Here is a 25,439-nt window from a genome sequence, read left to right on the forward strand (position 1 = left end):
CGACTGATCGGCGACTGGATCCACTTCTATAACCACCGGCGCCCTCATCAGGCGCTGAACATGAGGACCCCCGCTGAAGCTTATGCAATAGCGGCTTGAACTGAGCAGATTCCGCTGGGTCGATACATGAAGCCGGTGATGTGAGCCGCGATCGCCGGGTTGGTCACGGCCGATGGCTGCAGCCGCACGCTACGTGCCCCCCGCGCGTCGTAGACATTCTTCGGCCTCAGCCCTTGCGAGCACTTGCCGGTCAGCGAGTTGCCCAGCAGCTTGACGAACTGCTCTTCGATCAACAGTTTGCGGGGCTCACGCCCTTCCTGTCGTGCCAGCTGCGCCTCTTCGTCCTTCAGCTGCTTGCGCGTCTCGCGCACGACCTTGACGAAATCGAAGAACAGCCGGTCTCGGGGGAGCTCTTCCTGTACATCGGCGCCGCCTTCGGGCTGCGGCGTCGTCACCCAGCGGTACACCACGCCCCAGCGGATCGTCATGCGACAGCCCACGCCGTGTGCCGCCAGAATCTCTGGCGCAGTGGCGTAGGCCGTTCCACGCCGCGGGAAGATCAGCCCCTTGCTGCCGACGCTGATCGAGAAGACTGGAAACCGCACATCATCCGGGTGCTCGAAGTCCACCAGCGCGTAGCCGGCCACATGGCCCAGGTAGTCCTCGATGCGGTTGCTGAAGCCAGGGTGCTCGAAGTCGATGCGCTTGAGGTCGAGCAGGCTGGTCGCGTAGGCGCTGGCAAGGTCGTAGTCCCAGATCGGTCCTAACGTCGGATCGGTCGGCCCGAGCCAGTACGCTTCATTGCGGCCACCCTTGAAGCAGTCCGTCAGGAATGCCTCTTGAAGGCGCCGCATCGGCGTGGGCTCGGCCACCGTGTGCGTGGTCTTGCGTCGACTGGCCTGGTGCCAGCCTTCATGTCGGACCCTCTCCAGGCCGAACGCGGACAGCTGCAAGGTCTCGGGTACCGTCTTCAGGAACCACTTGAGCGCCAGGCCGCCCGCTGTCGGCGAGAGATTGCCCAGGCCCAGGCGGTCGCGAGCGAAGTCCCGCACACGCATGGCGAAGAGCACGGCGATCTCGGCATCGCGCAGCGCATAGTCCTCGTAGGCGGCGCGGTTCTTGCGCAGGAACTCGTCCATCCGCGCGATCGAGTACGGCGCTGGTATGCCCAGCTTCTCTCGCCCGACCAATTTGCCGACGTACCTCAGACTGGTACCGATCGGCACGTAGGAAGCTGCGTCGATGAAGCGCACCTTCATCAGCACACGCCCCAGCTCGTCGCCTGCCATCAGCGCCTTCGAGCCGGGCACGCGCGGCTCGTCTGGAGATGGAGCCGGCGCCTGAGCAAGCCTGTGACGCCAGGTCAGGCCCAGCTCGGCCAAGGCGTTGACAGTGGCGACGCGCCCAGACACGGCGTCAATGTCTCGCTTGATCTGCTGGAAGTCGCGAAGCGCCGCCAGGTCGAATCGCAGGCCGAAGCCAACCACAACGATTTCGGCAGGCTCCTGCGCCATGACACCCAGCTCGATGGCCTTAGTGACGATGCGCTGCAGCGCGCGGCCCAGCTCCGGTCGTTGATCCTGACCCGGGCCATCGGCGTAGACGATGCAGCTCAGGCGCTCGATCCGGCGGCGATGCATGCCCGGGTCCTCATCGCGCAGCGGCATCCGAAAGCACGGCTGGTCCGGGGGGACGTACAGCTGGATGCTCAGGATGGTGTTCTCGGTGTCACCGGTCTGGTACCACTCCCCGTCGAAACCGATCCACAGGGCCTCGCCTGTGGCGCGGCGCGGCACATCAGGCGTTTCCAGCGCCTTGAGGTCCTGCTCCAGCTCCTTCTCGGCATCCGACAGCATCTTGTCGTACTGGGCGTCGAGGTCGAAGCTGTCGCTGTCGGCGCTCGCGGGGTCGTCGCTGTCCGCTTCAGGGCCGTCGCCATCGAGGTAGTCGTCCTGCTCGGTGTCCTCCAGCGCGGTTGAAGTTTGCTGGCTATACACCCCCTCCCGGAACTTCAACCATGCCTGCCAGGCCGGTGTCGGGTCGTAGGCTGGGCCAGCACCGCCCCGACCATCAGGTGGCGCGGGCGGCTCTGGCGGCAGCGAGGGCGGTTCCGGTGGCGGCGGGCGGCGTGGCATGGGCGTAGGACGGCAGCACGCGCGTTGCGGGCGCTGTGCGCGTGCACGCCATGGTCCACCCACATCCGCCAGTTTGATCGCCGGAAAAGCAGAAAGCCGGGCACTGGGCCCGGCTTGCTTGGTGTTGGCGCGTTGAAGGTGTGTGGCGGCGCGTGTTGCGCGCGCAGGCCGCGCGGGGCTGCCCCCCCGCTACGACTGATCAGGCTGCGGCCTGCTGCGTGCGGTTGGCGATTACCGCCTCGCGGATCGCTTTCCAGTTCGACTGGGTCCACTTCCGGCCCGAGGCCATCTGCTTCTCGATCTCGACCTTGAAGGCCACGGACACATCGTCTTCGTCTTCATCGACGATGTCGATCGGCTTGTTGTACGAGTTGATCAGCAGCAGGCCCTTGCCAGGGCGGAGCTTGATCATGTGCACCATGCTCAGGTTCAAGCTGGTGTAGTTGGGGAGTTGGTAGAGGCCTTGAGACATGGGATTTCTCCTGGAAGAGGTAGGTGGTTGACGATCCCGCTGTGGGTGCCGTCGGGCAGTCCGGCACACAGCGTGAGCGCATCATTCCCGTGGCACCGAAGTCCCCCACATCCGTTAGCGCAGGCCTCCCCCCTGCCCCCCCGCTGAAAAAGTGATCGCGCTGGTCGCCCGGCGATCGTCCTGAGCCCTCCTGGCCTTGTGCGCTTGACCGCGCGGCATCTCAGCCTCGCGGCTTTCGTCGACTTGGCGCCAATCACTAGCGGCAGCAATTGCTTTTACACTTTTGCTTCGATGCCGCGATCTGGACGCTCCGACGAATCGCTTTACGGCCAACGGCGGGCCATCGTGGAGCACTTCCAGCGCGGGGTGCGCAACAAGGCTGAGATCGCGCGCTTGACCGGGGCAAGCAGGCCCACCGTGGCTGACGCCATCAAGCGCTTTCTGCTGTCCGGCATGGACGGGCTGAAGCCGGCCGCCAGAGGCCGCAAGTCGGGCACTGGGCGCATGCTGTCCCCCGGCGAGGAGCACGCGATCCGTTCTCGCCTCCTATCCGGCCCACCCGACCCCGCCGCTCACGGTGACGTGCGCTGGACGCGCGCATCCGTAATGTCTCTGGTCAACGCGGTGCTCGGGCAGCGACGGGCGCCGATGAGCGCCCGCACCCTGGGCAGCTACTTGAAGCGCTGGGGTTTCACCGCCGCCGGGGCATCAGTCACCAACCCGACCGGCCAGGACCTGCCCCCCTTGCAAACCCAGCAGATGCTCCTGTGGGAATTGCTGGGCTGGGCACCGGCATCCACCGGGCAGGTCCAGCAGCTCGCGCGCCAACTCAGCGAGAAGGCTTGGGCGGGCCAGCTGTTATTCCACGAGATCTCCGAGGCCGGGCGTTTCCAGCGCAGGAAGGCTGCACTTAGGGACGCGTACATCGCGTCGCTGCGCCAGTCCGTTGCAGCGGCCTCAGCGCCGACGCGGGCGGTAGCCGCGCCCACCCATGCGGCCCTGATCCGACGGCACTGGCAATCCCGGGACAGGGCGGTCCACCTGACGGCTCTTCAAAGTACAGGCCCGGCTTGCCAGCACTGGTCATTGCGCGTGGTGCCCCTGCGGCTGGTGTCGGTGGAGCACACGCGCACTGCCAGCCGGCACCTAGGCCCTACACGGTCGCGGCACACGGCCGAGGACGGCATGCTGCTTGCGCTGCTGGACCTACAAGCGTTGACGCCCCACGTCGCCGTCCTCAGGCTGCAGGCCGACAGCACACACCCGGACAGCTTGGCGGTTCAAGCTCGTCACTTCCTGCGCCAGCATCTGAAGACGGACTCCGCTCCCGTCCTCCTGCACGTGCCTGCCGACGCGAACAATCTGGCTCACTACATCGACGTGCTCGACGGTGCGCGCGCCGGGCCTATCACCGTACAGGCCGACATGCTCCCCTCCCACTTCGACAGTGATGCGCGCGCCACCTTGGACATCCTGCGCGTGCACCTACGGGGCGGCCGCCACCGCAGCAAGCTGGCCTGGATGTTCTCCGGCCGGAGCCTGATCGACCGGCGCGCCAAGTCCGCCTGAATTGCACCCTCCGGTCCGTCTCCGGGTCAGTCCGGCAGGGGCTCCGCCGGTGCCAACCGGAGCGCCGAACCAGCGGAAGCCAACAAAGACAAGGCTTGATCCGGACGCCACCGGCGCCAGCGCTCCGGTCCGGCTGCGGTTTTTCGGCTCTGCATCGAAGAGGCTTGTTCGCGCATGTCCAGAAGGGCTGAAGCCGCGCGGCGCTTGGAGTCCCGGGCTTTCCGCCCTCGATGAACCGGAAGGCGCATCCGGAAGGATGTTCGGCCGCCGATTTTTCCAATCGGCGCTTGCCTTCCCGCCGTTTTTCGCGCTACACTGCGGGGCTGCGCCAGGGGTTGAAAATCCGCGTGTCGGTGGTTCGATTCCGCCCCAGGCCACCAAGAATTTCTCCTTGTACATCAAGGACTTGCAGAAGAAGGCGGCCTTCCAAGGGTCGCCTTTTTTGCTTCCCGGGAGGCGTTTTCCGCAGTTCCCCTACAACGCCCACCGGGAGACAGAGTGCGAGGCGGTTGTCGGCGGTAGCCTGGTGCGCTCCAGGGGGCCTAAAGCCGTCGCGCGCGGCCGTCTGGCGACACGATGTGCGCTCATCAGGTCATCCTTGGCCGCCGGCTCAGACGTCCGCTGGGCGGGGCCAAGTCTTGGTGAGTGGTGCGAGTAACTGGGCGGCTTGTCGGGAGTTCATGTCCGCAATCACAGACGCAAACAGATTTGTGACTGTGATTGCAAACTTGACGTCCTCATGGACCGACGTCAAAATGTCTGCAATCACGGTCTCTATAATCTTTGAGACTGAGATTGCAGCCATGAAGCGCAACGAACACCCCCTGATGACCCCAGAGCGCCTGGAAGAGGCGCGCCAGCTCGGTGAGAAGCTGGCGCGCCTGCGCATGGCCCGGCGGATTCGGCAAGCCGACGCCGCCACGCGGGCCGGGCTCTCCCGGTCCACGGCTGTGCTGCTCGAGAAGGGGGACCTCAGCCGCACCCAGGCGCAGATCCTGCGGTACCTGGAGGCGATTGCGCCCGGCGTGAGCCTGCTGTCGCTGCTGAAGGAAGACGACCCGTCGCTGCAGGCGCTGGCCGCGCGCGAGACCACCCAGCGTGTCCGCACCCTGAGCAAAACCGAGCTGGAGCGGCTGGACTTCTGATGGCACGCAAGAAGTCCGAGGTCTACGTCTTCAGCCACATCGGGCCAGCCGATGGGCATCGCGATGGGCACCGGTTCGTGCCCTCCGGCATCCTGGGCCTGACGGAGACCGACGGCGCGAACGTGCAGAACCGCGAGCTGGCCAGCGAGTTCGCCTATGGCATCGGGTACCTCGACCGCACAGAGTCCTTCGAGCTGGACCCGGTGAGCCTGGCGTTCGGGGACCGACAGGGCATCAAGGGCAAGGTGCTCTTCCCGGTCAACGGGCTGGGGGAGTTCGGTGGCGTTCGCGACGCGGCCCCCGATGCCTGGGGACGCCGGGTCATCGAGGCGCGCCTGAAGGCGCCGGCCAACAGCCTGCTGGAGGTGCAGTACCTGCTGCACGCCGGCGGCGACCGGGTGGGGGCACTGGACGTGCGGGAGACGCGCACCAGTCCCGATTCGCCATCGGCCAGTGACATGCACTCGCTGCAGTACGTGCTGCAGGCGGCAGAGGCGGTCGAGAACGGCGCGCCCGTGCCGGCCAACCTTGAACATTTTTTGGGCGCCGGTCCGTCGGCCGGTGGCGCACGGCCCAAAGCAGCGGTGCGTGACGAAGCGGGCGCGCTCTGGCTGGCCAAGTTTCCGGCCAAGGGCGACACCTTCGACGTGGCGCGGGCCGAGACCTGCACCCTGGAACTGGCCCGTCGCTGCGGCCTGACCGTGCCCGAGGTGCGCTACCTGGACCTGGGAGGCCGGCCGGTCATGCTCATCCGCAGGTTCGACCGCTACTGGGCCCAGGCGGGCGAACCCTTGCCGGAAGGCGCCCTGCAAGACACCCGCCCGGGCGACGGTCGGGTGGAAGGGCGGCTCCCCTTTGTCAGCGGTCTCACGCTGGTGGCCTGCAGCGAGCTTGAGTCGCCGGACAAGGCCTATGCCGACCTGGGCCGCGCCATCCGCCGCTACGTCCATCCCATCGTGGTGAAGGCCAACGCCGAGGAGATGTTTGCGCGCATGGTGCTCAACATCTTCGTCACCAACGACGACGACCACCTGCGCAACCACGGCTTCGTGCGCGACCCGCGGCTGGGTGGATGGGTGCTCAGCCCGCTGTACGACGTGGTGCCGCGACCCGTCTTGGCCAGCGAGCGCCGACTCCACCTGGGGGTGGGCGAGCAGGGCAAGCTTGCCACCCTGGACAACGCCTTGAGCCACTACGCCGCCTTCGTACCGGAACGCCCGACGGCGGTGGGCATCATGCGCCGTGTCTGGGGCGAGGTGCGGCAGTGGAAAACCTGCTTCGAAGAGCACGGGGCCAACGGCCAACTCATCGACCAGCTCACGCGTGCGTTCCGGGACCTCGGCGACATTGCCTCGCCAGCGCTCGAAGCCGAAATCCGCAAGGGCACACCGTAGCGCTCACATCGGTGGTGCAGGTCGCAAAGGTCTGCCGACCGCCTGCCCGCTGGCACCACTGCTTCCTGCCCCAAAGCGCGCGCCGCGTGGGCCGCCACCCCAACGAAAAAGGGCGCCCGAAGGCGCTCCTATGTCATGCCGGTCGGGCTTCTCAGCCGCTGACCCACACCAGCTGCGGTGCGAACTTGATGTTGCGCCACTGCTCGACGGCCTGGCGGCTCCAACTGGGTTGTTGAAGAAACCGGCGAAGATGCGTTGAAAATCCGCGTGTCGGTGAAGACAGCCCAGCCCTTGATTCCAAAAGGATCAAGGGCTTTTTGTTGTGCGGATCGCCCGCTTTCCAAAGGAAAAAAGGCCAGGCATCAGCCTGGCCCTCTCCACAGCCCGCCCACGCGGGGCTGCGCTCCTCCCTCAGTGCGTGGTGCTCAGGGATTCACGGGCGGCGGCGGCGGGGGCGGCGGCGGGGTCAGCACGGCGCAGCTGCCGCCTCCGGGGGTGTAGGCGTTGGTCTGGATCGAGTTGTCCTTCTGCAGGATCGGGCTCAGGTCGGCGGCCTTGTCGCTGGGCCTGCCGGCCCTGCCGTGCGGGTCGTACATGTTGACGCACAGCTGCGGCGGCAGTTGGGCGCCCGCCGGGTAGGTGGCCTGGGCCGACCAGGCGCCGGTGGCGCCGCTGACGCCACTGCGCACCACCACCTGGCAGGTCGAGCCGGAGAACGGGACCTCACCGGAGAAGTTCGCGCCGGTGTGGAAGTAGGTGCCGCCGGGGATGGCGATCGCGCCCGCGGGGTTGACACTGGCGCGCTGGGTGCTGCCGTGCGCCAGGACCACGGTGGCGTTCGTCATTGTGAAGCTGGGCAGCGGGGTGGTGCGCGTGCTCACGCCCCACCAGTCCACGCCCCAGGCCACGCCGTAGCGGCCGCTGCAGTTCTGCTTGGGCCACCACCAGCTGCCGGAGATGGTCACCGTGGTGCTGTTGTCGGCGTTGCGGACCGAGCTGACGCTGGTGTCGGCATTGGGGTTGGCGGCGTCGGCCAGCGCACTGCCGGCCAGGCCGGTCAGCGCCAGCGCGACGATGCCGGCGCGCAGCTTGGGTGAGGCGGAGGGGGTCTTCATGGGTACTCCAGGTGGGTAAAGGGTGCCCGACGCGGAAGGCCTGGCACAGGGTGGCCGGCGATAGCCGGAAGGGGATCGTGGGGAGGCTGTAACAAAGTGTATGGATCGCGGTGGGCGGACGCAGCAGGGCGGAACCGCGAGACCGCTGATTTCAGTGCATTCGTGCTCATGAACGCCCCTTGGCGAACCGGGGCCACACGCGGGGCGGCGCCTCGTCGGGCGGCAGCTTCTCGGTGCTGGTGGCGTGCGCGGCCCGGGCGCGGCGGGCCACGGCCTCGCTGCCGGACAGCTGGCCGGCCTGCAGGGCACGGGCGCCCAGGTCCAACCAATGGCAGGGCAGGATGTCCTCGGGCTGGGCGGAGTCGTCCAGCAGTTGCTGCGCCAGGGCGGCAGCGGGGGCCCCTTGGCCCTGCGCCAGCCAGATGCCCACGCGGTGCCAGGCCAGCCGGGCCGCCAGGGCGTCCTGCTCCAGCCGTCGGGCCTGCTGCTCGACCGCCTCGATCGCGGCCAGATCGGCATGGCCGGGGCGCGAGCACAGCTGCTCGGCCTGCACCCGCAGCTGCAGCAGCGGATCCTTGGCGTCGGTGGCGGCGCTGAAGGCCTGCTCGAGCGACGCCTCACTCAACTGGCCCTCGGCACTGTCGATGGCCGCCATCAGCAGCCAGGCACGGGCCCGCACGGACGGCGTCGCGACATCGGCCAGGCGAGCCTGCGCCTGGCGCGCGGCGCCGGGCTGACCGGCGCACAAGTGGGTGCGCACCAGCGCCTCGGCCGCACGGGCACCGATGCGCCCGAGCTCAGGCGAGCGCTGGCACTCGTGCAGGGCGCGCCAGGCGTGCTGCAGCGCGCTGGCCACGCGGCCCAGGCCCAGGTCGGTGACGGCACGCGTCACGTCCAGGCCGGCCTGCATGTGACCCTCCAGGGGGCCCAGAAAATCGCGCCAGGTGCGGGTGGTCCGCAGCAACTCGTCGGCCTCGGCGAAGCGGCCCTGCTGGGTGCGGATGGCCGCCAGGTTGCTGACCTCGACGGTGGCGTCGCTCCACTGCTGCTGCTCCACCAGCAGATCCAGCAGCGCCTGGGTGTGCTGGGCGCACCGGGCCAGCTGTCCCGCCTGCCAGCAGACGGCGGCCTGGGCGCTGAGGAAATGCCGTCGCGCGTCGACCGACGCCTGGGGCAGCAAGCCTTGCAGCGTGGCCAGGGTCTGGAAGGCCTCGTCGGCTCGGGTCTGTCCGCCCAGCGCATAGGCCAGCGTGGCGCCTGCCTGCAGCGTGGCGTCGACGTCCTTGAGGGTCTGGGCCACGGGCAGGTGCTCGCGGGCCAGTCGCTCGGCGTCGGCATAGTGGCCGCGGTGCAGCGCCAGATCGGCCAGCTCCAGCCGGGCCAGCAGGTGCTGGCGCGGCCAGCGCGCCAGCGTGCACAGGCGCTCGGCCACCGGCAGGGCGGCGTCGACACCCTGGCCCATCGTCAGTGGGCCGATGCTGGCGCGCAGGGCCTCGAAGGCCTTGTCGAGATGGCCGCCGGCCTCCCAGCAACGCGCCGCCTGCTGCTGAAAGCGGGCCTGCTCGGCCACCCGGGCGGCGCGCGCAGCCTCCTGGGCCGCGCGTTCGTACAGCGGCGCCGCCAGCACCGGGCGGCCGGCGGCCTCATGGTGCAGTGCGGCCTCGACGCCAGGGCCCTGGCTGTGTTCCAGCCAATGGGCGATCTGCTCGTGCAGGCGGATGCGGTCGACGTCAGGCATGCCCTCTCGCAGGCAGGTGCCGATCATGTCGTGCATGCGGGCGTCGCCGTCAACCCAGTGGATCGCGTCCAGCTGACGCAAAGCCTGACGCCAGCGATCGGGCGAGTCGCCCAGGATGGCCGCCGCAGTCTGCGGCGGGATCGGCGCGCGCAGCACCGCCGCGGCGCGGGCCAGCTGGCGGGCGTCCGGGGGCAGGCTGGCCTCACGCACCCGCAGGTGGTTGGCCATGTCCTGGGACGGCGGCAGGCCGTCGCCGAACACGCCTTCGGCCATCGACCTGATCAGCTCGACCGCCAGCAGCGGCAGTCCGCCCGACGCACGGTGGATGGACTCGGCAGCGTCGGCAGGCAGCGGACCGAGGGCGTCGACGTCGTCGATCAAGAGGCTGACCGCGGCGCTGTCCAGCGGCAGCACCTCCAGCATCAACGGTGCGCCGGCGGCACGGATCCAGGTGTCCAGCGCCGCCGGGCGCTCACCGGCCCGGCAGGCCAGCCACCAGGGCGGCAGCGTGGGCTGGGCCAGCGCCGGCAGCAGCTCCAGCGTGGCCAGGTCCGCTTGCTGCAGGTCGTCCAGCACGATCAGGTCGATGTCGGCCTGCGACAGGGCGATCTCGACGGCTCGCAGCAGCCGTGTGGCCTGGACCTCGTTGCCGCGTTCGTGCAGCTCCGGCAGCACGGCCGAGAGCTCACGCAGCGCCCACTCCGGCAGGCTGCGCTGGCCTTGTGGTTTGAGCCCGTGCGGTGCGGCCCACAGCGCCGACAGCAGACGCGCCAGCAGCGCATAGGGCCGCTCGGTGGTCCCGGCATAGGCGGGCAGGTACAGCGCGCGGTGGATGCCCAGGCGGCGGATGGCTTCACCGATCAGGCGGGTCTTGCCGATGCCTGGAGCGCCCTCGATCAGCACCGGCTGACGCTGGGTCCAGGCCTGCTGCAGCGCGGCCAGCTGCGCCTCGCGGCCGACGCAGCGCGGCAGCCACTGCTTGGCGGTCGAGGGCATGAGGGTGGGCGTGCTGGCGAATTCGCCCTGCCGGATCCGGGCCACCAGGTTCTGGGTGGCGTCGTCGGGCAACTCGCCCAGGTCGCTGGCCAGGCGGTTGCAGAAAGCCTGGTAGATGGCCATCGCACTGCCCAGATCGCCGCCCAGAAAGTGCTGCCAGATCAGCCGTCGGTGGGCGAGGTCGGAGTACGGGTTGGCGGCCACGATCTGCTGACTCATGGCCAGCGCTTCGCGCAGGCGGCCCATGGATTCCAGGTGGTCAGACTCCCGCGCCATGCGGTCGAGCAGGCGCTGCCGCCAGGCCGGACGGGCCTGCCGGAGCCAGCCGGCGAAATCCGGGCAGTCGTCGAATTCCAGGCCGTCGAGCAGATCGGCGCCCAGCGGCGCCACCGCGGTGCCGGGGCCCTCGGCCAAGGCCGACAGCGGGTCCTCGACGCGGCTGCTCAGGCGCAGCTGGTCGTCGCCTTCCACCAGCGGGGCGCCAGCGGTGCGGGTGAGCCGAAAGCGCCGCTGGCGCAGGTTCAGGCGCGAGCCCTGCGGGTTGTCGCGCGGCCACAGCATGGTGGCGACCAGATCCTTGGCGGCACTGCCGTCCACGGCCAGAATGGCCAGCAACGCGGCGTCCTTGCGAGACAGGGGCACCGAGGCGCCTTCTGGCAGGACCAGGCAGGGGCTGCGCGTCAGGTGGATCTTGACCAGGCCGGGGCTGGGCGGAGTTGTCATGGTGGACAGTGCAGACGTCGGGGACGGGCCGCGGGGCCCGGGCGGTGTTACTTCCTGTCGCCAGTCTCCTGCCAGGTCGTTACCTGCCTGTTATCCCGGGCGCGGGCGCACCACACGGGCGTGACAATTGGCATCCGATGCGTTCCCCGATCCACATCGTCGACGTTGAACGCCTGGCCACCTGGACCCGCTACCGGGCCGGCCTGTGCGACAACTGTCAGGCCAACTGCTGCACCATGCCGGTCGAGGTGCGGCTGGCCGACCTGGTGCGCCTGGGCCTGGTCGATCCCTTCGAAGCCGAGCACGAGGAGGTCCGCTTGATCGCCCGGCGCTTGCTCAAGGCGGGACAGATCGAGCGCTACACGGCCAAGGCCGGCGTCTTCACGCTGCCGCGGCGGGCCAGCGGAGACTGCCGCTACCTGGATGCGGCGACGCGCCGCTGCACGGTCTACGCGCAGCGGCCCGACACCTGCCGCCGACACCCGCAGGTCGGGCCGCGGCCGGGGCATTGCCCCTATGGGGCCCGCACGGCGCGGGCCTGAACGCTCACTGCACCAGCATCACGGTGTGGGCCTGCGGCGGGTTCTGCGCCGAGCCCTGGATCGACACCACGATGTAGTAGGTGTTGATGCCGAAGTCCATCGCGGGCGCGGCCACCGAGGTATTGGCCACCGCCACTGAGGCCGGGCTGACGACATTGGCGATCATGGCCGACACGCCGGTGGTCTTGTTCTTCTGATACAGCGACGCCATCACCCGGCCACCTGCCGCGTCGCGGTACTGGAGGACCATGCGGTTCCACAGCGGATTCATGGTGGCGAACGAGTCGAGCACATTGCAGGTGAACTGCAGCACGCCGCCATCGGGGTTGTTGGCGCGCACGAAGCCGGCCGGTGCGTTGATCTGCGCAAAGCGCAGCGAGTTCAGGCCGTCGGGTGCGCAGGCCGGCACGGTGTGCTGCCAATCGTCGACGGCCTGGGCCTGGGCGGCTGGCGCGGCGAGCAGGGCGGCCAGCGGCAGCAGTGCGGCGGCGAACGAGCGGGCGAGGGTGTTCATGGGGTGGCTCCTTGGGTCCTTGGGGGTGAGGGGGCGGGTCCGCAGCAGCGGGTCCGTACTGAAGAAGACGCGCTGGGCGCCACAATCCGGACATCGCTCGGTGAAGGACCGAAAGGCCACGCTGTTCGGCGGCTCGTGGTGTCCGCGACGACGGCAACATCCATCCCTGGTCCCTGCTGGAGAATCGCCATGACCTTGCCCCGTGCCCTGACCCGTCCGATCCTGCTGGCCGCCGCACTCGCGGCACTGGCTGCCGCCCCGGCCCACGCCGGCGCCGTGGCTGACCGCGTCAAGGCCTCGGGCACGCTGCGGGTGTGCATCTGGCCCGACTACTACGGTGTCACCTGGCGAAACCCGCGCACACAGCAGCTCAGTGGCATTGACATCGAGCTGTCCGCCGCCTTCGCCAAGGACCTGGGCGTGCAGCTGCAGTATGTCGAGAGCTCCTTTCCCAAGCTGATCGACGACCTGCTGGGCGACCGCTGCGACATCTCCATGCACGCGGTGGCCGTGCTGCCCGCGCGGGCCGAGAAGCTGAAATTCACCCACCCCTATCTGCAGAGCGACATCTACGGCATCACCACCCGCAGCAACCGGGCGATCCGCAACTGGGACGACATCGATCAGCCCGGCGTGCAGGTGGCGGTGCAGGCCGGCACGTTCATGGAGCCGGTCATGAAGGCCGCGCTGAAGCAGGCCACGATGGTGGTGGTCAAGCCGCCACAAACCCGCGAGGGCGAACTGGAGGCCGGACGCGTCGATGTCTTCATGACCGACTACCCCTACAGCCGGCGCCTGCTGGACAACGCCGACTGGGCGCGCCTGGTGCCGCCCACCAAGCCCTTCCACGTGCTGCCCTATGCCTACGCCGTCAAGCCCGGCGATGCCGAGTGGCTGGCCCGTGCCGACGCCTTTGTGGCACAGATCAAGAAGGATGGCCGCCTGGCCACCGCGGCCCAGCGCGCCGGCCTGGGCGAGGTGGTGGTGCGCTGACGATGGCCGCCGCACCCGGCTCGCTGCCACGCTGGCTGCGCAGCGACGCCCTGCCCTGGGCCGGGCTGCTGCTGGCGCTGACGCTGGTGCTGGGCCTGGCGGCGTTCGTGCGCTATGAGCGCCTGGAGATCGAGTCCGACGTGCAGGGCCGCGCCGAGTTGTACGCGCGGGTGCTGGAGGACCAGACCGCGCGGCTGATCGGCGGTGCCGAGCTGGCCTTGCAGACCCTGGCCCCGGCGCTGGAATCCGAGCCCGCCGCGCCGCCCCATGTCGACAACCTGCTCGCTGCCACGGTGCGCGGCCTGCCCTTCGTGCGCAGCATCAGCTGGCTCGATGCCGAGGGGCGGGTGCGCGCCAGCTCGCAGCCCGGCGCGCGCGGGTGGCAACTGCCACGCGCAGCCATCACCGCCGGCCCGGGCGGCCTGGCACCGCTGCAGCCGGCGCGCGACCTGGCCCAGATGGCGCGCGGTGAGCGCGCCCCGGCCGGCGTGGCCGTGCTGCCGCTGACCTGGCCGCTGCCGGGCGATGCAGGCCTGCTGGTGGCGCTGATCAGCACCGACTTCGTCGCCAACCAGCAGCAGCTCACGCTCAGCGGCACCCATTTCGACGGCGCGCTGCTGGCCTACGAGGGCACGCTGGTGGCGGCCACCGACCAGTTGCGCGCCCTGCCAGGCAGCCGGCAGTCGCAGCTGGACCTGTTCACCCGGCACTTGCCGGACCACGAATCCGGCGTCGAGGCGGCCCGCGGCCTGGACGATGTCGATGGCCTGCTGGCCTGGCGATCGGTGCGCCGCGCACCGCTGGTGGTCCTGGTCCAGACGCCCCATGCCACGGTCGATGTGCGCCTGGCCGAGGTGCGCCACGGCGCGCTGATCGGCGGCGCACTGGCCCTGGCGCTGATCGCCGCCCTGACCACGCTGGCCTGGCGCAGCCTGCGCGGCCACGAACTGGTCAGCGCCGACCTGCGCCAGGCCAGGGGCACGCTGGCCGCCCAGGATGCCTTCACCGACCGCCTGTTCGAAGTCAGCCCGGTGCCGATGGCGGTGCAGGACGCCCAGGGGCGATTCGTCCGGGTCAACCGCGCCTGGTGCGAATTCACCGGCCGTGACGCGGCGGCGCTGCTGGGACAGCAGGCCACGCCCGCGCTGGGCGAGGACACCGCCGCCGCGCTGGCGCCCTCGCTGGGCGCCGGCCTGCTGCAGCGCGGCAGCGCGGCCCAGCACGAGACCCAGTTGCGCGACGGCCGCGGCCTGCTGCGCGACGTGGTGGTGCGCCACATGGCCTTTGCCGATCCGGGGGGGCACGCCGGCGGCACCATCACCTGCCTGGTCGATGTCAGCGAGTTTCGCGAGGCCGAGCGCCGCACCCGCGAAGCCAAGGAGGCGGCCGAGCAGGCCAACGCCGCCAAGGGCGAGTTCATCGCCAATGTCAGCCACGAGCTGCGCACACCGCTGCAAAGCATCCTGGGCTTCTCCGAGCTGGGCTGCGACCGCGCCGCTGCCAACAGCCGCGAGCAGCAGATGTTCTCGATGGTCCACGCGGGCGGCGAGCGCATGCTGACCCTGGTCGAGGCGCTGCTCGATCTGTCACAGCTGGAGGCCACCTTCGGCCGCAGCGAGCTGGCGGTGATCGACCTGGTGCCCACCGTGCGCGCGGTGGTGGCCGAGCTGGCGCCGCTGGCCGCCAGCCGCAGCATCCAGCTGGCGCTGCCCGACGACCAGCTGCCGCTGCTGGTGCATGGCGACAGCTTCCGCCTGCAGCAGGTGCTGCGCAACGTGCTGGCCAATGCGCTGCGCTTCGCGCCTGCCGGGTCGGTCATCGACACCTGCTGGTCGCGCCAGGGCGACGACCTGGTGCTGCGCGTGCGCGACCATGGCCCGGGCATCCCGCCCGACGAGCTGGAAAGCATCTTCGAGCCCTTCACCCAATCCACCCGCACCAAGGACGGCTCCGGGGGCACCGGCCTGGGCCTGGCGATCTGCCGCAAGATCATGGCCGCCCACCGTGGCCGCATCATCGCCATGAACGCCGAGGGCGGCGGCGCGCTGTTCGAGATCCGCCTGCCGGCGCTCTGAGCCGCGCTGCGCGAACCACCTGCCGTTGGCGCGCTGCGATACTCGCGCGCATGCCCGATCCCCGCGGTCTGGCGCAGCGCCGGCAACGCGTCGGCGGCTGGCCACCATGAGCCCCGTCTGGCCCTGCCTGCGTCGGGCGCGCGACCACGACCCCGCCACCCGCTGCCCGGTGCGGCTGGGGCACGGCCCCGCGGCCCCGCGCCTGGGCAGCGTCGCCTGGGCCGACTGCAACGCGCTGACCGCCTGGCCCGCGCTGTTTCGCTGCGCGCCCGACGCGGTGCACCTGCTGGCCCCGCCCGGCGCCGCGCTGGACACCGCCCTGGATGCGGTACACCGCGCCCTGCAGGCCCAGGGTCGGATCCGCGCCTGGCGTGACGAGCCCTACCCTTGGCTGGACGAGAATGGTCAGCGCTGCGCGGTGATCGAGCGGGCCGCATCGCGCTTCTGGGGCGCCCTGACCTTCGGCGCCCACTGCAACGGCTGGCTGGCCGGCCCCGACGGCCGGCCCAGCCACCTGTGGATCGCCCAGCGCTCGCCGCACAAGCCCACCGACCCGGGCCTGCTGGACAACCTGATCGGCGGCGGCGTGCCGCTGGGCCAGACGCCGCGCCAGGCCCTGCTGCGCGAGGCCTGGGAAGAAGCTGGCCTGCAGCCGTCCGAACTGGCCGACCTGCGTGCCGGCCAGGTGCTGGCGCTGCACTGCGACATCCCCGAGGGCCTGCAGCGCGAGTGGTTGTTTGTCTTTGACCTGCCGCTGCCGCCGGGCCGGGTGCCGCAGAACCAGGACGGCGAGGTGGCCGGCTTTCGCTGCCTGCCGGTGGACCAGGCGCTGGCCGAGGTACGCGCCGGCGCCCTGACCACCGACGCCGGCCTGGCCACACTGGACTTTGCTGCGCGCCACGGTCTGCTGGACCTTGCCACGGTGCAGGCGCTGGCCGCGCTGCAGGTGGCGGGCGACGCTGCGGCCCGGATCGAGCCGACGCTTCAAAACCACTGAAGCCCGTCGTGCATCGGGGTGAACCTCCGCGCCCCTGGCGGATCGGACACTGCTGTCCATGGTTTCCCCAGGATCCCCGATGAATTCTTCTGAACGCTACACCGGCGTCGCGATCGCCCTGCACTGGCTGCTGGCCGTGCTGATCGTCGGTGCCTTCGGCGTCGGCCTGTACATGGCCGACCTGCCCAACTCGCTGGCCAAGCTCAAGCTCTACAACTGGCACAAGTGGGCGGGTGTGACCATCCTGGCCCTGTCGGCGCTGCGCCTGGCCTGGCGCCTCACCCATCGCCCGCCGGCCGACGTGCCGGCGCCCCGCTGGCAGCAACGGGCCGCGCACGCCACGCACCACGCGCTGTACGCGCTGTTCTTCCTGGTGCCGCTGGCGGGCTGGGCCTACAGCTCGGCCAAGGGCTTCCCGATCGTCTGGTTCGGCGTGCTGCCGCTGCCCGACTTCGTGCCCAAGGACGAGGCCCTGGCCGAGCTGATCAAGCCCTGGCATGAATCCCTGGCCTGGCTGATGGCGCTGCTGGTCGTGCTGCATGTGGCCGCCGCCATCAAGCACCACGTCATCGACCGCGATGGCCTGATCAACCGCATGCGTCCGGGCCGCTGAGCCCCCACAGGAGTACTCCGATGAACCGTGTTCTGATCCCCGCCGTGCTCGCGCTGTTCAGCGCCACGGCCCTGGCCGCCGACCCGGTGGTCAATACCGCCAGCAGCGAGATCGGCTTCAGCGCCAAGCAGATGGGCGTGGCCATGCAGGGCCGCTTCAAGCAGTGGACCGCCCAGATGCGCTTCGATCCCAAGAAGCCCGAGGCCGGCCAGGTCAGCTTCGCCATCCAGACCGGCAGCGCCAGCTTCGGCGCCAAGGAGACCGATGCCGAGCTGCCCAAGCCCGAGTGGTTCGGCGTGGCCAAGTTCCCCACCGCCAGCTTCCAGTCCAGCGCCATCAAGGGCCTGGGCGGCGGCAAGTTCGAGGTGGCCGGCAAGCTCAGCGTCAAGGGCAACGTCAAGGACATCGTCGTGCCGGTGGCGCTGAGCCAGGCCGGTGGCGCCACCACCGTCACTGGCGCGTTCACGATCAAGCGCCTCGATTTCAAGATCGGCGAGGGCGAGTGGGCCGACACCTCGATGGTGGCCAACGACGTCGTCGTCAACTTCAAGCTGGCGATCAGCGGCATGGCGCCGCTGTGAGGCCTCTCTTTCGTTCCACCCCCACCCTCTCAGGGAGTTTCTCGATGAACCTGCGTTCGCTCTTCGCCGCCACCGTGCTGGCCGCCGCCATCCCCGCCATCGCCGCGCCGGTGACCTACAACGTCGACCCGACGCACACCTTCCCGCGCTTCTCGTACAACCACCTGGGCATGTCCACCCAGCTGAGCAAGTTCAACAAGACCACCGGCACCGTGGTGTTCGACAAGGCCGCCAAGACCGGCTCGGTCGACGTGACGATCGACACCACCTCGGTCGAGACCGGCTCCAGCCTGTTCAACGGCCACATCCAGGGCGAGGAGTTCCTGGACACCGCCAAGTTCCCCACCGCCACCTTCAAGTCGACCAAGGTGGTCTTCGACGGTGACAAGCCGGCCTCGATCGAGGGCAACCTCACCATCAAGGGCGTCACCAAGCCGGTCACGCTGACCGTCACGCATTTCGTCAACCAGGCCCACCCGATGATGAAGGTGGACGCCATCGGCGCCAACGCCAGCACCGTGATCAAGCGCTCGGAGTTCAACGCCGCCAAGTACGTGCCCTACGTCGGCGACGAGGTCACGATCACGCTGTCGATCGAGGCCGTGGCCGCCAAGTAAGGCCCTGCCGCAGCTTGCCATCAGGGGGCCTGCGGGCCCCCTTGGTTCTATGAGCGCGCCAGCAGCGTGAAGTGCTCGACCAGCGGCGGTTGCGCAAAGAACGGCCCGACGACGGCGCGCCACTGCGTGAACAGCTCAGAGCCGCGGAAGCCCACGGTGTGGTCCTCCAGCGTCTCCCAGAAGATCTGCAGCACGTAGCGCTCGGGGCTCTCCAGCCCCTTGTTGACCTTGAAGCCGCGAAAGCCCGGGGCCTGGGCGATGACCGTGGTCAGGCCGCGCTGGATGGCCTCGTCGAACTCGGCCTGGCGGCCCGGCTGGATGCGGATGTCGGCGATTTCAAGAATCATGGTGGGCGGCAGGCGTCGTCAGGAAAGCCAGTGTGCCACGCGGCTATGATCCCCGCCGCATTCCGGAGACCGCGCTTGAGCACCCCCCGCCCCGACGATTGGCAGCACGACCACGAGGTCGGCACGTCTGCCGCCACCCAGGACAGCACGCGTGTGGACGATCTGCGCATCGGCGCGGTGCGCCCGCTGATCTCACCGGCGCTGCTGCTCGATGAGCTGCCGCTGCCGACCCCGGCGCAGGACCTGGTCGAAGGCGCACGCGCCGGCATCGCCCGCGTGCTGGCCGGTCAGGACGACCGGCTGGTGGTGGTGGTCGGCCCCTGCTCGATCCATGACCACGCGCAGGCGATCGACTACGCGCGCCGTCTGAAGGCCGTGGCCGATGAGCTGGTCGGCGAGCTGCTGGTGGTGATGCGCGTCTACTTTGAGAAGCCGCGCACGACGGTGGGCTGGAAGGGCTACATCAACGACCCGCGCATCGACGGCAGCTTTCGCATCAACGAGGGCCTGCGCCGCGCCCGCGCGCTGCTGCTGGAGGTGGCCGAGCTGGGTCTGCCGGCCGGCACCGAGTTCCTGGACCTGCTGTCGCCACAGTACATCGCCGACCTGGTGGCCTGGGGTGCGATCGGCGCCCGCACCACCGAGAGCCAGAGCCACCGCCAGCTGGCCTCCGGCCTGTCCTGCCCGGTGGGCTTCAAGAACGGCACCGATGGCGGCGTCAAGGTGGCCGCCGACGCGATCCTGGCCGCCCAGGCGCCGCATGCCTTCATGGGCATGACCAAGATGGGCCAGGCGGCGATTTTCGAGACCCGCGGCAACGCCGATTGCCATGTGATCCTGCGTGGCGGCAAGCAGCCCAACTACGCCGCCGCCGATGTCGACGCCGCCTGCGCGGTGCTGCGCGCCAACGGCCTGCGCGAGCAGGTGATGATCGACTTCAGCCACGCCAACTCGTCCAAGCAGCACCGCCGCCAGATCGAGGTGGGCGCCGATGTGGCCGCGCGCATCGCCGCGGGCGAGCGCCGCATCACCGGCGTGATGATCGAAAGCCACCTGGAAGAAGGCCGCCAGGACGCGGTGCCCGGCCAGCCGCTCAAGCCCGGCGTGTCGATCACCGACGCCTGCATCGGCTGGGCCGATACCGAGCCGCTGCTGCGCACGCTGGCGGCGGCCGTGGTGGCGCGCCGGCAGGGCTGATCAGTTGATGAGAACGCGGGGGTCGTAGAGCGACGCGCGGAAATCCACCGGGTGGGTCTCGCCCTCGCCCAGCGCCCACAGCGAAAGCATCGCCGCGGGCATCGGGCGGCCGTAGAGGTAGCCCTGGAACTCGTCGCAGTGCAGGGCCAGCAGCAGGTCGCGCTGGCGCTCGGTCTCGACGCCCTCGGCCACCACCTTCAGGCCCAGCGCGTGGGCCATCTTGATCATGGCGTCGACCACGGCGAGTGCGTCGCCGCTTTCATCGATGTCGGTGAACAGGCTGCGGTCGATCTTCAGCTGCTTGGCCGGCAGCTTGCGCAGCGCGGCGAAGTTGGAGTAGGCGGTGCCGAAGTCGTCAATCGACAGCGACACACCCACGCCGGACAGCGCGCCCAGCGCGCGCAGGGTGTTGTCCTCCATGGCCACCGACTCGGTGATCTCGAAGGTCAGCAGCGAGGGCTCGATGCGAAAGCGCTCCAGTGCGGCGCGGATGCGCGGCACCAGGTCGTCCTGGCGCAGCTGCTGCATGCTCAGGTTGACCGCCACGCGCATGCGCAGGCCCTGGTCCAGCCATTCGCGCACCTGGCGGCAGGCGTCTTCGATCACCCAGTAGCCCAGCGCGCTGATCAGCGCAAAGCGCTCGGCCACCGGGATGAAGACCGCCGGTGAAATCATGCCGCGGGTGGGGTGGTTCCAGCGCACCAGGGCCTCGGCGCCGGTGATCTGGCCCGACAGCGCATGCACCTTGGGCTGGTAGTACAGCTCCAGCTCATGGCGCTCGATCGCGGTGCGCAGGTCGTGCTGCAACTCGAGCTGCAGGCGCGCGTCCTGGTCCATGCTGGGGGCGAAGACTGCGAAGGATGAGCCGCCGGCACGCTTGGCCGCATACATCGCGGCGTCGGCATTGGCGATCAGCTTGTTGCCCGGGCCGTGGGCCGGGTAGGTGACGATGCCGATCGAGCAGGACAGGTTGACCTCGACCAGGTTGGGCAGGCGGTAGGGCCGCGAGATGGCCTTGAGCACCGCCTGTGCGGTCCGCGGGCCGCGGGTGGCGTCGCCATCGAGCTGCAGCAGCAGCAGGAATTCGTCGCCGCCCACGCGCGCCGCCAGGTCCTGCGGCTCCACCAGGCTGCGCAGGCGCTCGCCCACCTCGGCCAGCACCGAGTCGCCCGCGGCATGGCCGAAGGAGTCGTTGACCGGCTTGAAGCCGTCCAGGTCGATGAACAGCACGGCCAGCGATTCACGCTCGCCGGCGGGCACCTGCTCCAGCTGCTGGGCCAGGCGCTCTTCAAACAGGGCCCGGTTGGGCAGCCGGGTCAGCGGATCGGACAAGGCCTGCTCGCGCAGGCGCTCCTGGGCCACGTTGAGCGAGGCGCGCAGGCTGGCCTGGCGGCGGCGCGAGCCGGCATCGGCCAGCGCCCCGAACACGCCCAGCACCAGCAGGCCGGTGCCGGCGCCGCACAGCAGCCACACCACGCCGGGGTCGGCGCCCTCCCCCCGCGGACCGGCCGGCGGCGGCGCAAAGGCCAGCGCACTGATGCTCAGCTCCGCCGCGAGTCCGCACAGCAGGCCAAAGGCCAGCGCGCCCACCCACACCCGCACCTCCACGCGTGCCACCTGGCTGAAGCGCGGGTGGCCCAGCCCGCCCAGGCCCACCAGCGCCCCCAGGGCGATCGCACCCACGGCCGCCGCCTGGCTGTCCAGCAGCCGATGCTGGGCCGGCCACAGCAGCGCATGGGCGGCGACCGCGGACGCCAGCAGCCACAAGCCACCCAGCACGCCGGCTTGCACCGGCACGCGCAGCCAGGGCCGGTGCGGCCACAGCAGCGACAGCGACAGCACACCGGCCATGCCGACAATGGCCACGCCCCAGCTGGCCGCCAGCATGGCCGGACGGAACTGCAGGTCCCAGGGCAGGCCCATGCCGGCCAGGGCCACGCACAGCATGGCCCACAGCCCGCTGCCGCCAGCCAGCGACAAGGCCGCCAGCCAGCCCAGCGCGCCCGGTTGGCGACCGGCGCGCAGGCGCTCGTCCGCGTGGCCGATCAGGGCGAAGAGCAGGATGCCCATCAGCGAGGCGCTCAGGCTGGCCACGCCGTTGGCAACGGGGATAAGGGTCTGGGAATCCATCACTGGGCAGGTTTATCCCTTGCTATCGGAATTCCCGCAAGCAACTGAACCCCCGTTTCGTGACGGGCTCACGCACACTTTGCTGCCACCACTCAGAAACCGATGTGCCGCTGTTGTCGCACGCTGGGCTTCAAGCGGTGTTCTCCCTCCAACTGACTCAAGAATTCATCGGGCGTCAGGGCCTGGCCCAGCAGCTCGGCTTGCCGCTGCACCGCGGCAAAGTCGCCCGGTGTGAGCTGGTCCAGCGCGGCCAGGCGGCTGCGCCGCTCGGTATCGAGTCCGGCCTCCCCGCCCTGCAGGGCCTCAGCCACGAACATCCGCTGGCGCTGCGCGGCGTCCAGCGGCTTGAACTGGATCTTGAAGGTGAAGCGGCGCAGCGCCGCCTCGTCCAGCTCCTCGAACAGGTTGGTGGTGCAGATGAACAGGCCGGCGTGGCGCTCCATGCCCTGAAGCATCTCATTGACCTCGGTGATTTCGTAGTTGCGCTCGGCCAGGCGGCGGCTGCGCAGGAAGCTGTCGGCCTCGTCGAGCAGCAGCACCGCCTGCTCGGCCTGGGCGGCCTCGAACATGCGGGCCAGCGCCTGCTCGGTCTCGCCGACGAACTTGCTGACCAAGTCCGACGCCTGGCGCACCATCAGCGGCCGCCCCAGCGAGGTGGCAATGTGCTCGGCCAGCGCCGTCTTGCCGGTGCCCGGTGGGCCATGGAAGCACAGCGTGCCGTGGCCGCGGCGGCGCAGCGCCTCCAGGATGGCCGGCAGCGCGAAGCGGCTGTCGATGTTCAGCAGCGACAGGTCCCAGCGGGTGACCACCGGCCGCGCCGCGGCGCCGCGGTCGCGCTGGCCCAGCGCCTTGTCGGCATGGGCCAGCTGGCGCTCGATCAGCGCCTGCGCATCGGCTTCGGTGCCGGCCAGTCGGGCAAAGCGGGCGGCGGTGCGGATCTGCGCCGGCGTCAGGCCGGGGCGGCCAGCCAGGCGCGCCACCAGCGCGTCGTCCACCGGCAGCTCGGCCAGCGCGCGCCGCACCAGGGCCTCGCGCGCGCCCGGTGGCGGCGAGGTGAGTTCCAGGTGGTACTGGAAGCGGCGCCGGAAGGCCGGGTCGATCTGCTCGATGCGGTTGGTCACCCAGATCACCGGCACCGGGTTGTTCTCGAGGATCTGGTTGACCCAGGCCTTGCCGCTGACGCTGCCGGTGCCGCCATCGCCAGCGTCGAGCCGCGCCACCAGCTGCGCGGTGTCGCCCGAGAGCGTGGGAAAGACATCCTCCACCTCGTCGAACAGCAGCGCGACCCGGGCGCTGCCGTCCAGGAAGACCTGGCTGATCTGCAGCGAGCGGTAACGGTCGCGGCCGCCCAGCGGGTGACCCTCGCGGTCGGCGTATTCCACCTCATAGAGCTGCAGGCCGGCCTGCTCGGCGCACACCCGCGCCAGCTCGGTCTTGCCCGTGCCCGGCGGGCCGTAGAGCAGCACGTTGACGCCCTTGGCCTTGCGCGCCACGGCCTGCTCCAGCAGGCGGCTGATCACCGCCACATCGTCGGCCACGAAGGCGAAGTCCTCGCTGCTGAGCGTGCTGCGCTCGGCGGGCCGGGTGAACACCGCCATCAGCTCGTCGGGGCCGTGGTACTCGCGCATCAGCACCGGCGGCAGCTGCTCCGACACCTTCATCAGGTCGGCCAGGTCGGTGATGTTGTGCTCGGAGATCAGGTTCTCCACCATGCCGATGCGCTCCAGCCGCGAGCCGGTGCGCAGCGCGTCGGCCACCTCGCGCTCGTCGACACCGGCCACGCCGGCCAGCAGCGCATAGGCCTCCTGCGCGCTGCCCACCTTGAACTCCACCAGCAGACCGCGCAGCTCGCGCTGGTAGCGCGCCAGCGTGCCGTACAGCAGCAGCGCGCGCTCGGCCGGGTTGAGCTGCAGCAGGCCGGCCAGTGCGTCCAGGTTGCGCTCGACCAGGGTCTGCTGGCGGCGCAGGTCGGCGCCCAGCCAGTCGGCGGTGGCGCGCAGCAGGGCCATCAGGTCCTTGGGCTCGTCCTTCAGGTGTTCATCCAGGTGGAAGAACAGGCTGCCCTCTTCGTAGGGTCCGCGCCAGACGCCGTGGCGGGCGATGAAGGCGGTGTCGCTCAGCCGTTCATGGCCGCTCCACAGGCGGTTGCCGGCGCAGCGGCGCGACAGGTACTCGCGCAGCCGACGCAGCACCGGCTGAGGCCACACCAGGTGGCGGCCCACCAGCGACAGCAGGCTGCCCCAGTCACGCCGGAGCTGCAGCCGCGGACCCTGGCCCAGCACCAGCAGCAGCACGAAGTGGGTGCAGCGCCGGTCCAGCACCGGCGCCTCGGCCAGACCGGGCGAGGGCAGCAGCGCCGTCGTGTCGAGCCGGCTGCGGGCCATCGGCGAAACCTCCGGGTGCCGGCGCGGCCTGGGGCTGGCGCCGACGGTGTCAGTGCAGCACGGTGGGCTGCCAGCCGGCGCCGGTATAGCGGGCCAGGTGGGCGTCGATGTCGGCCGGGTCGATCTCGTCGTCGTCGGCCAGGGCCTCGACCTGGGCGCGGAACAGCTCGGCCAGTTCACCGTCGAGGAAGATGCCCTTGCGGGTCTGCTTGTCGACGATCTCGATGCCGCTGACCGCATCACCCGACGAGGGCTGCAGGTCGATCTGCATCACCGCGAAGCTGTCGGAGTTGTAGAGCACGATCATCGAAAGCCCTCCATCGGTCATGGTTGTGGTCGGAGGGACACGCACCCTCAGGCCCCGCAGGTGGCGACCGGGGGGTGCTTTTCAAGGCGCCTGGTCCAGCCGGCTCCAGCGTACCGCACTTCCGCCCGGCGTGCGCAACCATTGCCAGGCCAGAGGCCAATGCGGCGCCTCGGCCTCGAGCCAGAGGTCGATGCGGTGGTCGTACGGGCGCCGCGCGGGCCGCTGCCAGTGCAGCGCGGGCTGGCCGTCCAGCGGCTCGGTGTCGATCAGCGTCCAGTCCCAGGCGCCCAGGTCGCCATCGGCACCGGCCACCGGCTGGCGCAGCGTGCTGCCCACCGCCCACTGCGGCTGTGCCGCCAGCACCGCCAGCAGCTGCGGCAGCCAGCTCAGCCGGTCCTGGGCGCCGTCGGGCAGCGCCCAGGCCTGCGCTCGGCCCGAGAAGCTCAGCCAGCCGTGCTCGCGCTGGAAGTTCACGGCGCGTGCGGCGCCGCGGGCCTCGCGCTCCAGCGCGCGCTCGGGTGCCAGACCGTGGTCGTCGAAACCGCCCTGGCTGTGCTGCTCGATCAGGCGGCGGCCGCCCAGCTCGGCGCTCAGGCGGGACTCGAAGCGCTGCCCATCGTGCTGCCAGTCCCAGAGGCCTTCGCCGTGTTCGTCGCCGCGGCGGATGGCAAAGCGCAGCGTGCGTGGTGGCGGCAGGCGGGTGGCGTAGCGCGGCCAGACGCCATCGGTCGGCGCGCTTGGCGGGGCGGCGGGCTCGGCGCTTGCAGCGGCCGGGGGCGGTGGCTCGGGCGCTGGCCGGGCGGCCTGGCGCGGCCGCGGCGGCGCGGTGGTCGGCACGACCAGCGGCGGTGCGGC

21 protein-coding genes and 1 pseudogene are annotated in these 25,439 nt (G+C 70.1%); 12 read left to right on the plus strand and 10 right to left on the minus strand.

The window, feature by feature from the left end; all coding sequences use genetic code 11:
• The first annotated feature begins 6 nt into the window (after positions 1 to 6).
• Complete coding sequence (locus KAK06_RS22950; RefSeq protein WP_310741126.1) at positions 7 to 99, plus strand: integrase core domain-containing protein; 93 nt, start codon at positions 7 to 9, stop codon at positions 97 to 99.
• On the opposite strand, the gene KAK06_RS22955 is transcribed toward KAK06_RS22950, so the two are convergent.
• Both KAK06_RS22955 and KAK06_RS22960 read right to left on the minus strand, forming a co-directional pair.
• The gene (locus tag KAK06_RS22955; RefSeq protein WP_210804502.1) at positions 81 to 2,015 is read right to left on the minus strand and encodes a hypothetical protein; all 1,935 of its coding nucleotides are present in this window, start codon (positions 2,013 to 2,015) and stop codon (positions 81 to 83) included. The genes KAK06_RS22950 and KAK06_RS22955 overlap by 19 nt on opposite strands.
• Positions 2,016 to 2,334: 319 nt before the next feature.
• Positions 2,335 to 2,607: a hypothetical protein gene (locus tag KAK06_RS22960; protein WP_210804503.1), complete on the minus strand. Its 273-nt coding sequence runs from the start codon at positions 2,605 to 2,607 to the stop codon at positions 2,335 to 2,337.
• A gap of 291 nt (positions 2,608 to 2,898) precedes the next feature.
• On the opposite strand from KAK06_RS22960, the gene KAK06_RS22965 reads away from it, so the two are divergent.
• From KAK06_RS22965 to KAK06_RS22975, 3 genes are all read left to right on the plus strand, one after another.
• A complete protein-coding gene (locus KAK06_RS22965; protein ID WP_210804504.1) occupies positions 2,899 to 4,176 on the plus strand; it encodes a helix-turn-helix domain-containing protein in 1,278 nt (425 codons plus the stop codon).
• Positions 4,177 to 4,979: 803 nt separating this feature from the next.
• A complete protein-coding gene (locus tag KAK06_RS22970) occupies positions 4,980 to 5,321 on the plus strand; it encodes a helix-turn-helix domain-containing protein (protein ID WP_210804505.1) in 342 nt (113 codons plus the stop codon).
• Entirely contained in the window at positions 5,321 to 6,715 is a 1,395-nt protein-coding gene (locus KAK06_RS22975; RefSeq protein ID WP_210804506.1) for a type II toxin-antitoxin system HipA family toxin, read from the plus strand. The genes KAK06_RS22970 and KAK06_RS22975 overlap by 1 nt, the downstream gene beginning before the upstream one ends.
• A 425-nt stretch (positions 6,716 to 7,140) precedes the next feature.
• Here KAK06_RS22975 and KAK06_RS22980 read toward each other — a convergent pair whose 3' ends face one another.
• Both KAK06_RS22980 and KAK06_RS22985 read right to left on the minus strand, forming a co-directional pair.
• Complete coding sequence (locus KAK06_RS22980) at positions 7,141 to 7,830, minus strand: hypothetical protein (protein WP_210804507.1); 690 nt, start codon at positions 7,828 to 7,830, stop codon at positions 7,141 to 7,143.
• Between the two features lie 166 nt (positions 7,831 to 7,996).
• The gene (locus KAK06_RS22985; RefSeq protein WP_210804508.1) at positions 7,997 to 11,287 is read right to left on the minus strand and encodes an AAA family ATPase; all 3,291 of its coding nucleotides are present in this window, start codon (positions 11,285 to 11,287) and stop codon (positions 7,997 to 7,999) included.
• A 137-nt stretch (positions 11,288 to 11,424) separates the two neighbouring features.
• Here KAK06_RS22985 and KAK06_RS22990 point away from each other — a divergent pair, with 137 nt between their 5' ends.
• On the plus strand, positions 11,425 to 11,829 hold the full coding sequence (locus KAK06_RS22990) for a YkgJ family cysteine cluster protein (RefSeq protein WP_210804509.1): 405 nt from the start codon (positions 11,425 to 11,427) through the stop codon (positions 11,827 to 11,829).
• Between the two features lie 4 nt (positions 11,830 to 11,833).
• Here KAK06_RS22990 and KAK06_RS22995 read toward each other — a convergent pair whose 3' ends face one another.
• On the minus strand, positions 11,834 to 12,343 hold the full coding sequence (locus KAK06_RS22995; protein ID WP_210804510.1) for a hypothetical protein: 510 nt from the start codon (positions 12,341 to 12,343) through the stop codon (positions 11,834 to 11,836).
• Between the two features lie 189 nt (positions 12,344 to 12,532).
• Between KAK06_RS22995 and KAK06_RS23000 the strand changes: the two genes are divergently transcribed.
• The 6 genes from KAK06_RS23000 (at position 12,533) to KAK06_RS23025 (ending at position 18,219) form a co-directional block, all read left to right on the plus strand.
• On the plus strand, positions 12,533 to 13,336 hold the full coding sequence (locus KAK06_RS23000; RefSeq protein WP_210804511.1) for an ABC transporter substrate-binding protein: 804 nt from the start codon (positions 12,533 to 12,535) through the stop codon (positions 13,334 to 13,336).
• A 2-nt stretch (positions 13,337 to 13,338) separates the two neighbouring features.
• Positions 13,339 to 15,411, plus strand: a complete 2,073-nt coding sequence (locus KAK06_RS23005) for a sensor histidine kinase (RefSeq protein ID WP_210804512.1) — start codon at positions 13,339 to 13,341, stop codon at positions 15,409 to 15,411.
• A gap of 106 nt (positions 15,412 to 15,517) precedes the next feature.
• Positions 15,518 to 16,408, plus strand: coding sequence for an NUDIX hydrolase (locus tag KAK06_RS23010; protein ID WP_210804513.1), 891 nt, complete (start codon positions 15,518 to 15,520; stop codon positions 16,406 to 16,408).
• A gap of 79 nt (positions 16,409 to 16,487) precedes the next feature.
• Complete coding sequence (locus KAK06_RS23015; RefSeq protein WP_210804514.1) at positions 16,488 to 17,021, plus strand: cytochrome b; 534 nt, start codon at positions 16,488 to 16,490, stop codon at positions 17,019 to 17,021.
• Between the two features lie 20 nt (positions 17,022 to 17,041).
• Complete coding sequence (locus tag KAK06_RS23020) at positions 17,042 to 17,602, plus strand: YceI family protein (protein WP_210804515.1); 561 nt, start codon at positions 17,042 to 17,044, stop codon at positions 17,600 to 17,602.
• A 44-nt stretch (positions 17,603 to 17,646) separates the two neighbouring features.
• A complete protein-coding gene (locus KAK06_RS23025; RefSeq protein ID WP_210804516.1) occupies positions 17,647 to 18,219 on the plus strand; it encodes a YceI family protein in 573 nt (190 codons plus the stop codon).
• Between the two features lie 47 nt (positions 18,220 to 18,266).
• On the opposite strand, the gene KAK06_RS23030 is transcribed toward KAK06_RS23025, so the two are convergent.
• Complete coding sequence (locus tag KAK06_RS23030) at positions 18,267 to 18,566, minus strand: antibiotic biosynthesis monooxygenase family protein (RefSeq protein WP_210804517.1); 300 nt, start codon at positions 18,564 to 18,566, stop codon at positions 18,267 to 18,269.
• Between the two features lie 75 nt (positions 18,567 to 18,641).
• On the opposite strand from KAK06_RS23030, the gene KAK06_RS23035 reads away from it, so the two are divergent.
• A complete protein-coding gene (locus tag KAK06_RS23035) occupies positions 18,642 to 19,763 on the plus strand; it encodes a 3-deoxy-7-phosphoheptulonate synthase (RefSeq protein WP_259373649.1) in 1,122 nt (373 codons plus the stop codon).
• Here the strand turns inward: KAK06_RS23035 and KAK06_RS23040 are convergent, their stop codons facing one another.
• From KAK06_RS23040 to KAK06_RS23055, 4 genes and pseudogenes are all read right to left on the minus strand, one after another.
• Positions 19,764 to 21,893, minus strand: a complete 2,130-nt coding sequence (locus KAK06_RS23040; protein WP_210804519.1) for a putative bifunctional diguanylate cyclase/phosphodiesterase — start codon at positions 21,891 to 21,893, stop codon at positions 19,764 to 19,766.
• A gap of 92 nt (positions 21,894 to 21,985) precedes the next feature.
• Positions 21,986 to 24,277: an ATP-binding protein gene (locus KAK06_RS23045; RefSeq protein ID WP_210804520.1), complete on the minus strand. Its 2,292-nt coding sequence runs from the start codon at positions 24,275 to 24,277 to the stop codon at positions 21,986 to 21,988.
• 49 nt (positions 24,278 to 24,326) lie between these two features.
• Positions 24,327 to 24,584, minus strand: a complete 258-nt coding sequence (locus tag KAK06_RS23050) for a BTH_I0359 family protein (protein ID WP_210804521.1) — start codon at positions 24,582 to 24,584, stop codon at positions 24,327 to 24,329.
• A gap of 81 nt (positions 24,585 to 24,665) precedes the next feature.
• Positions 24,666 to 25,439 (minus strand): annotated as a pseudogene (locus KAK06_RS23055) (hypothetical protein); the annotation flags it as partial.

This window comes from Ideonella aquatica, from assembly GCF_018069755.1.
GTDB classification, from domain to species: Bacteria; Pseudomonadota; Gammaproteobacteria; order Burkholderiales; family Burkholderiaceae_C; genus Ideonella; species Ideonella aquatica.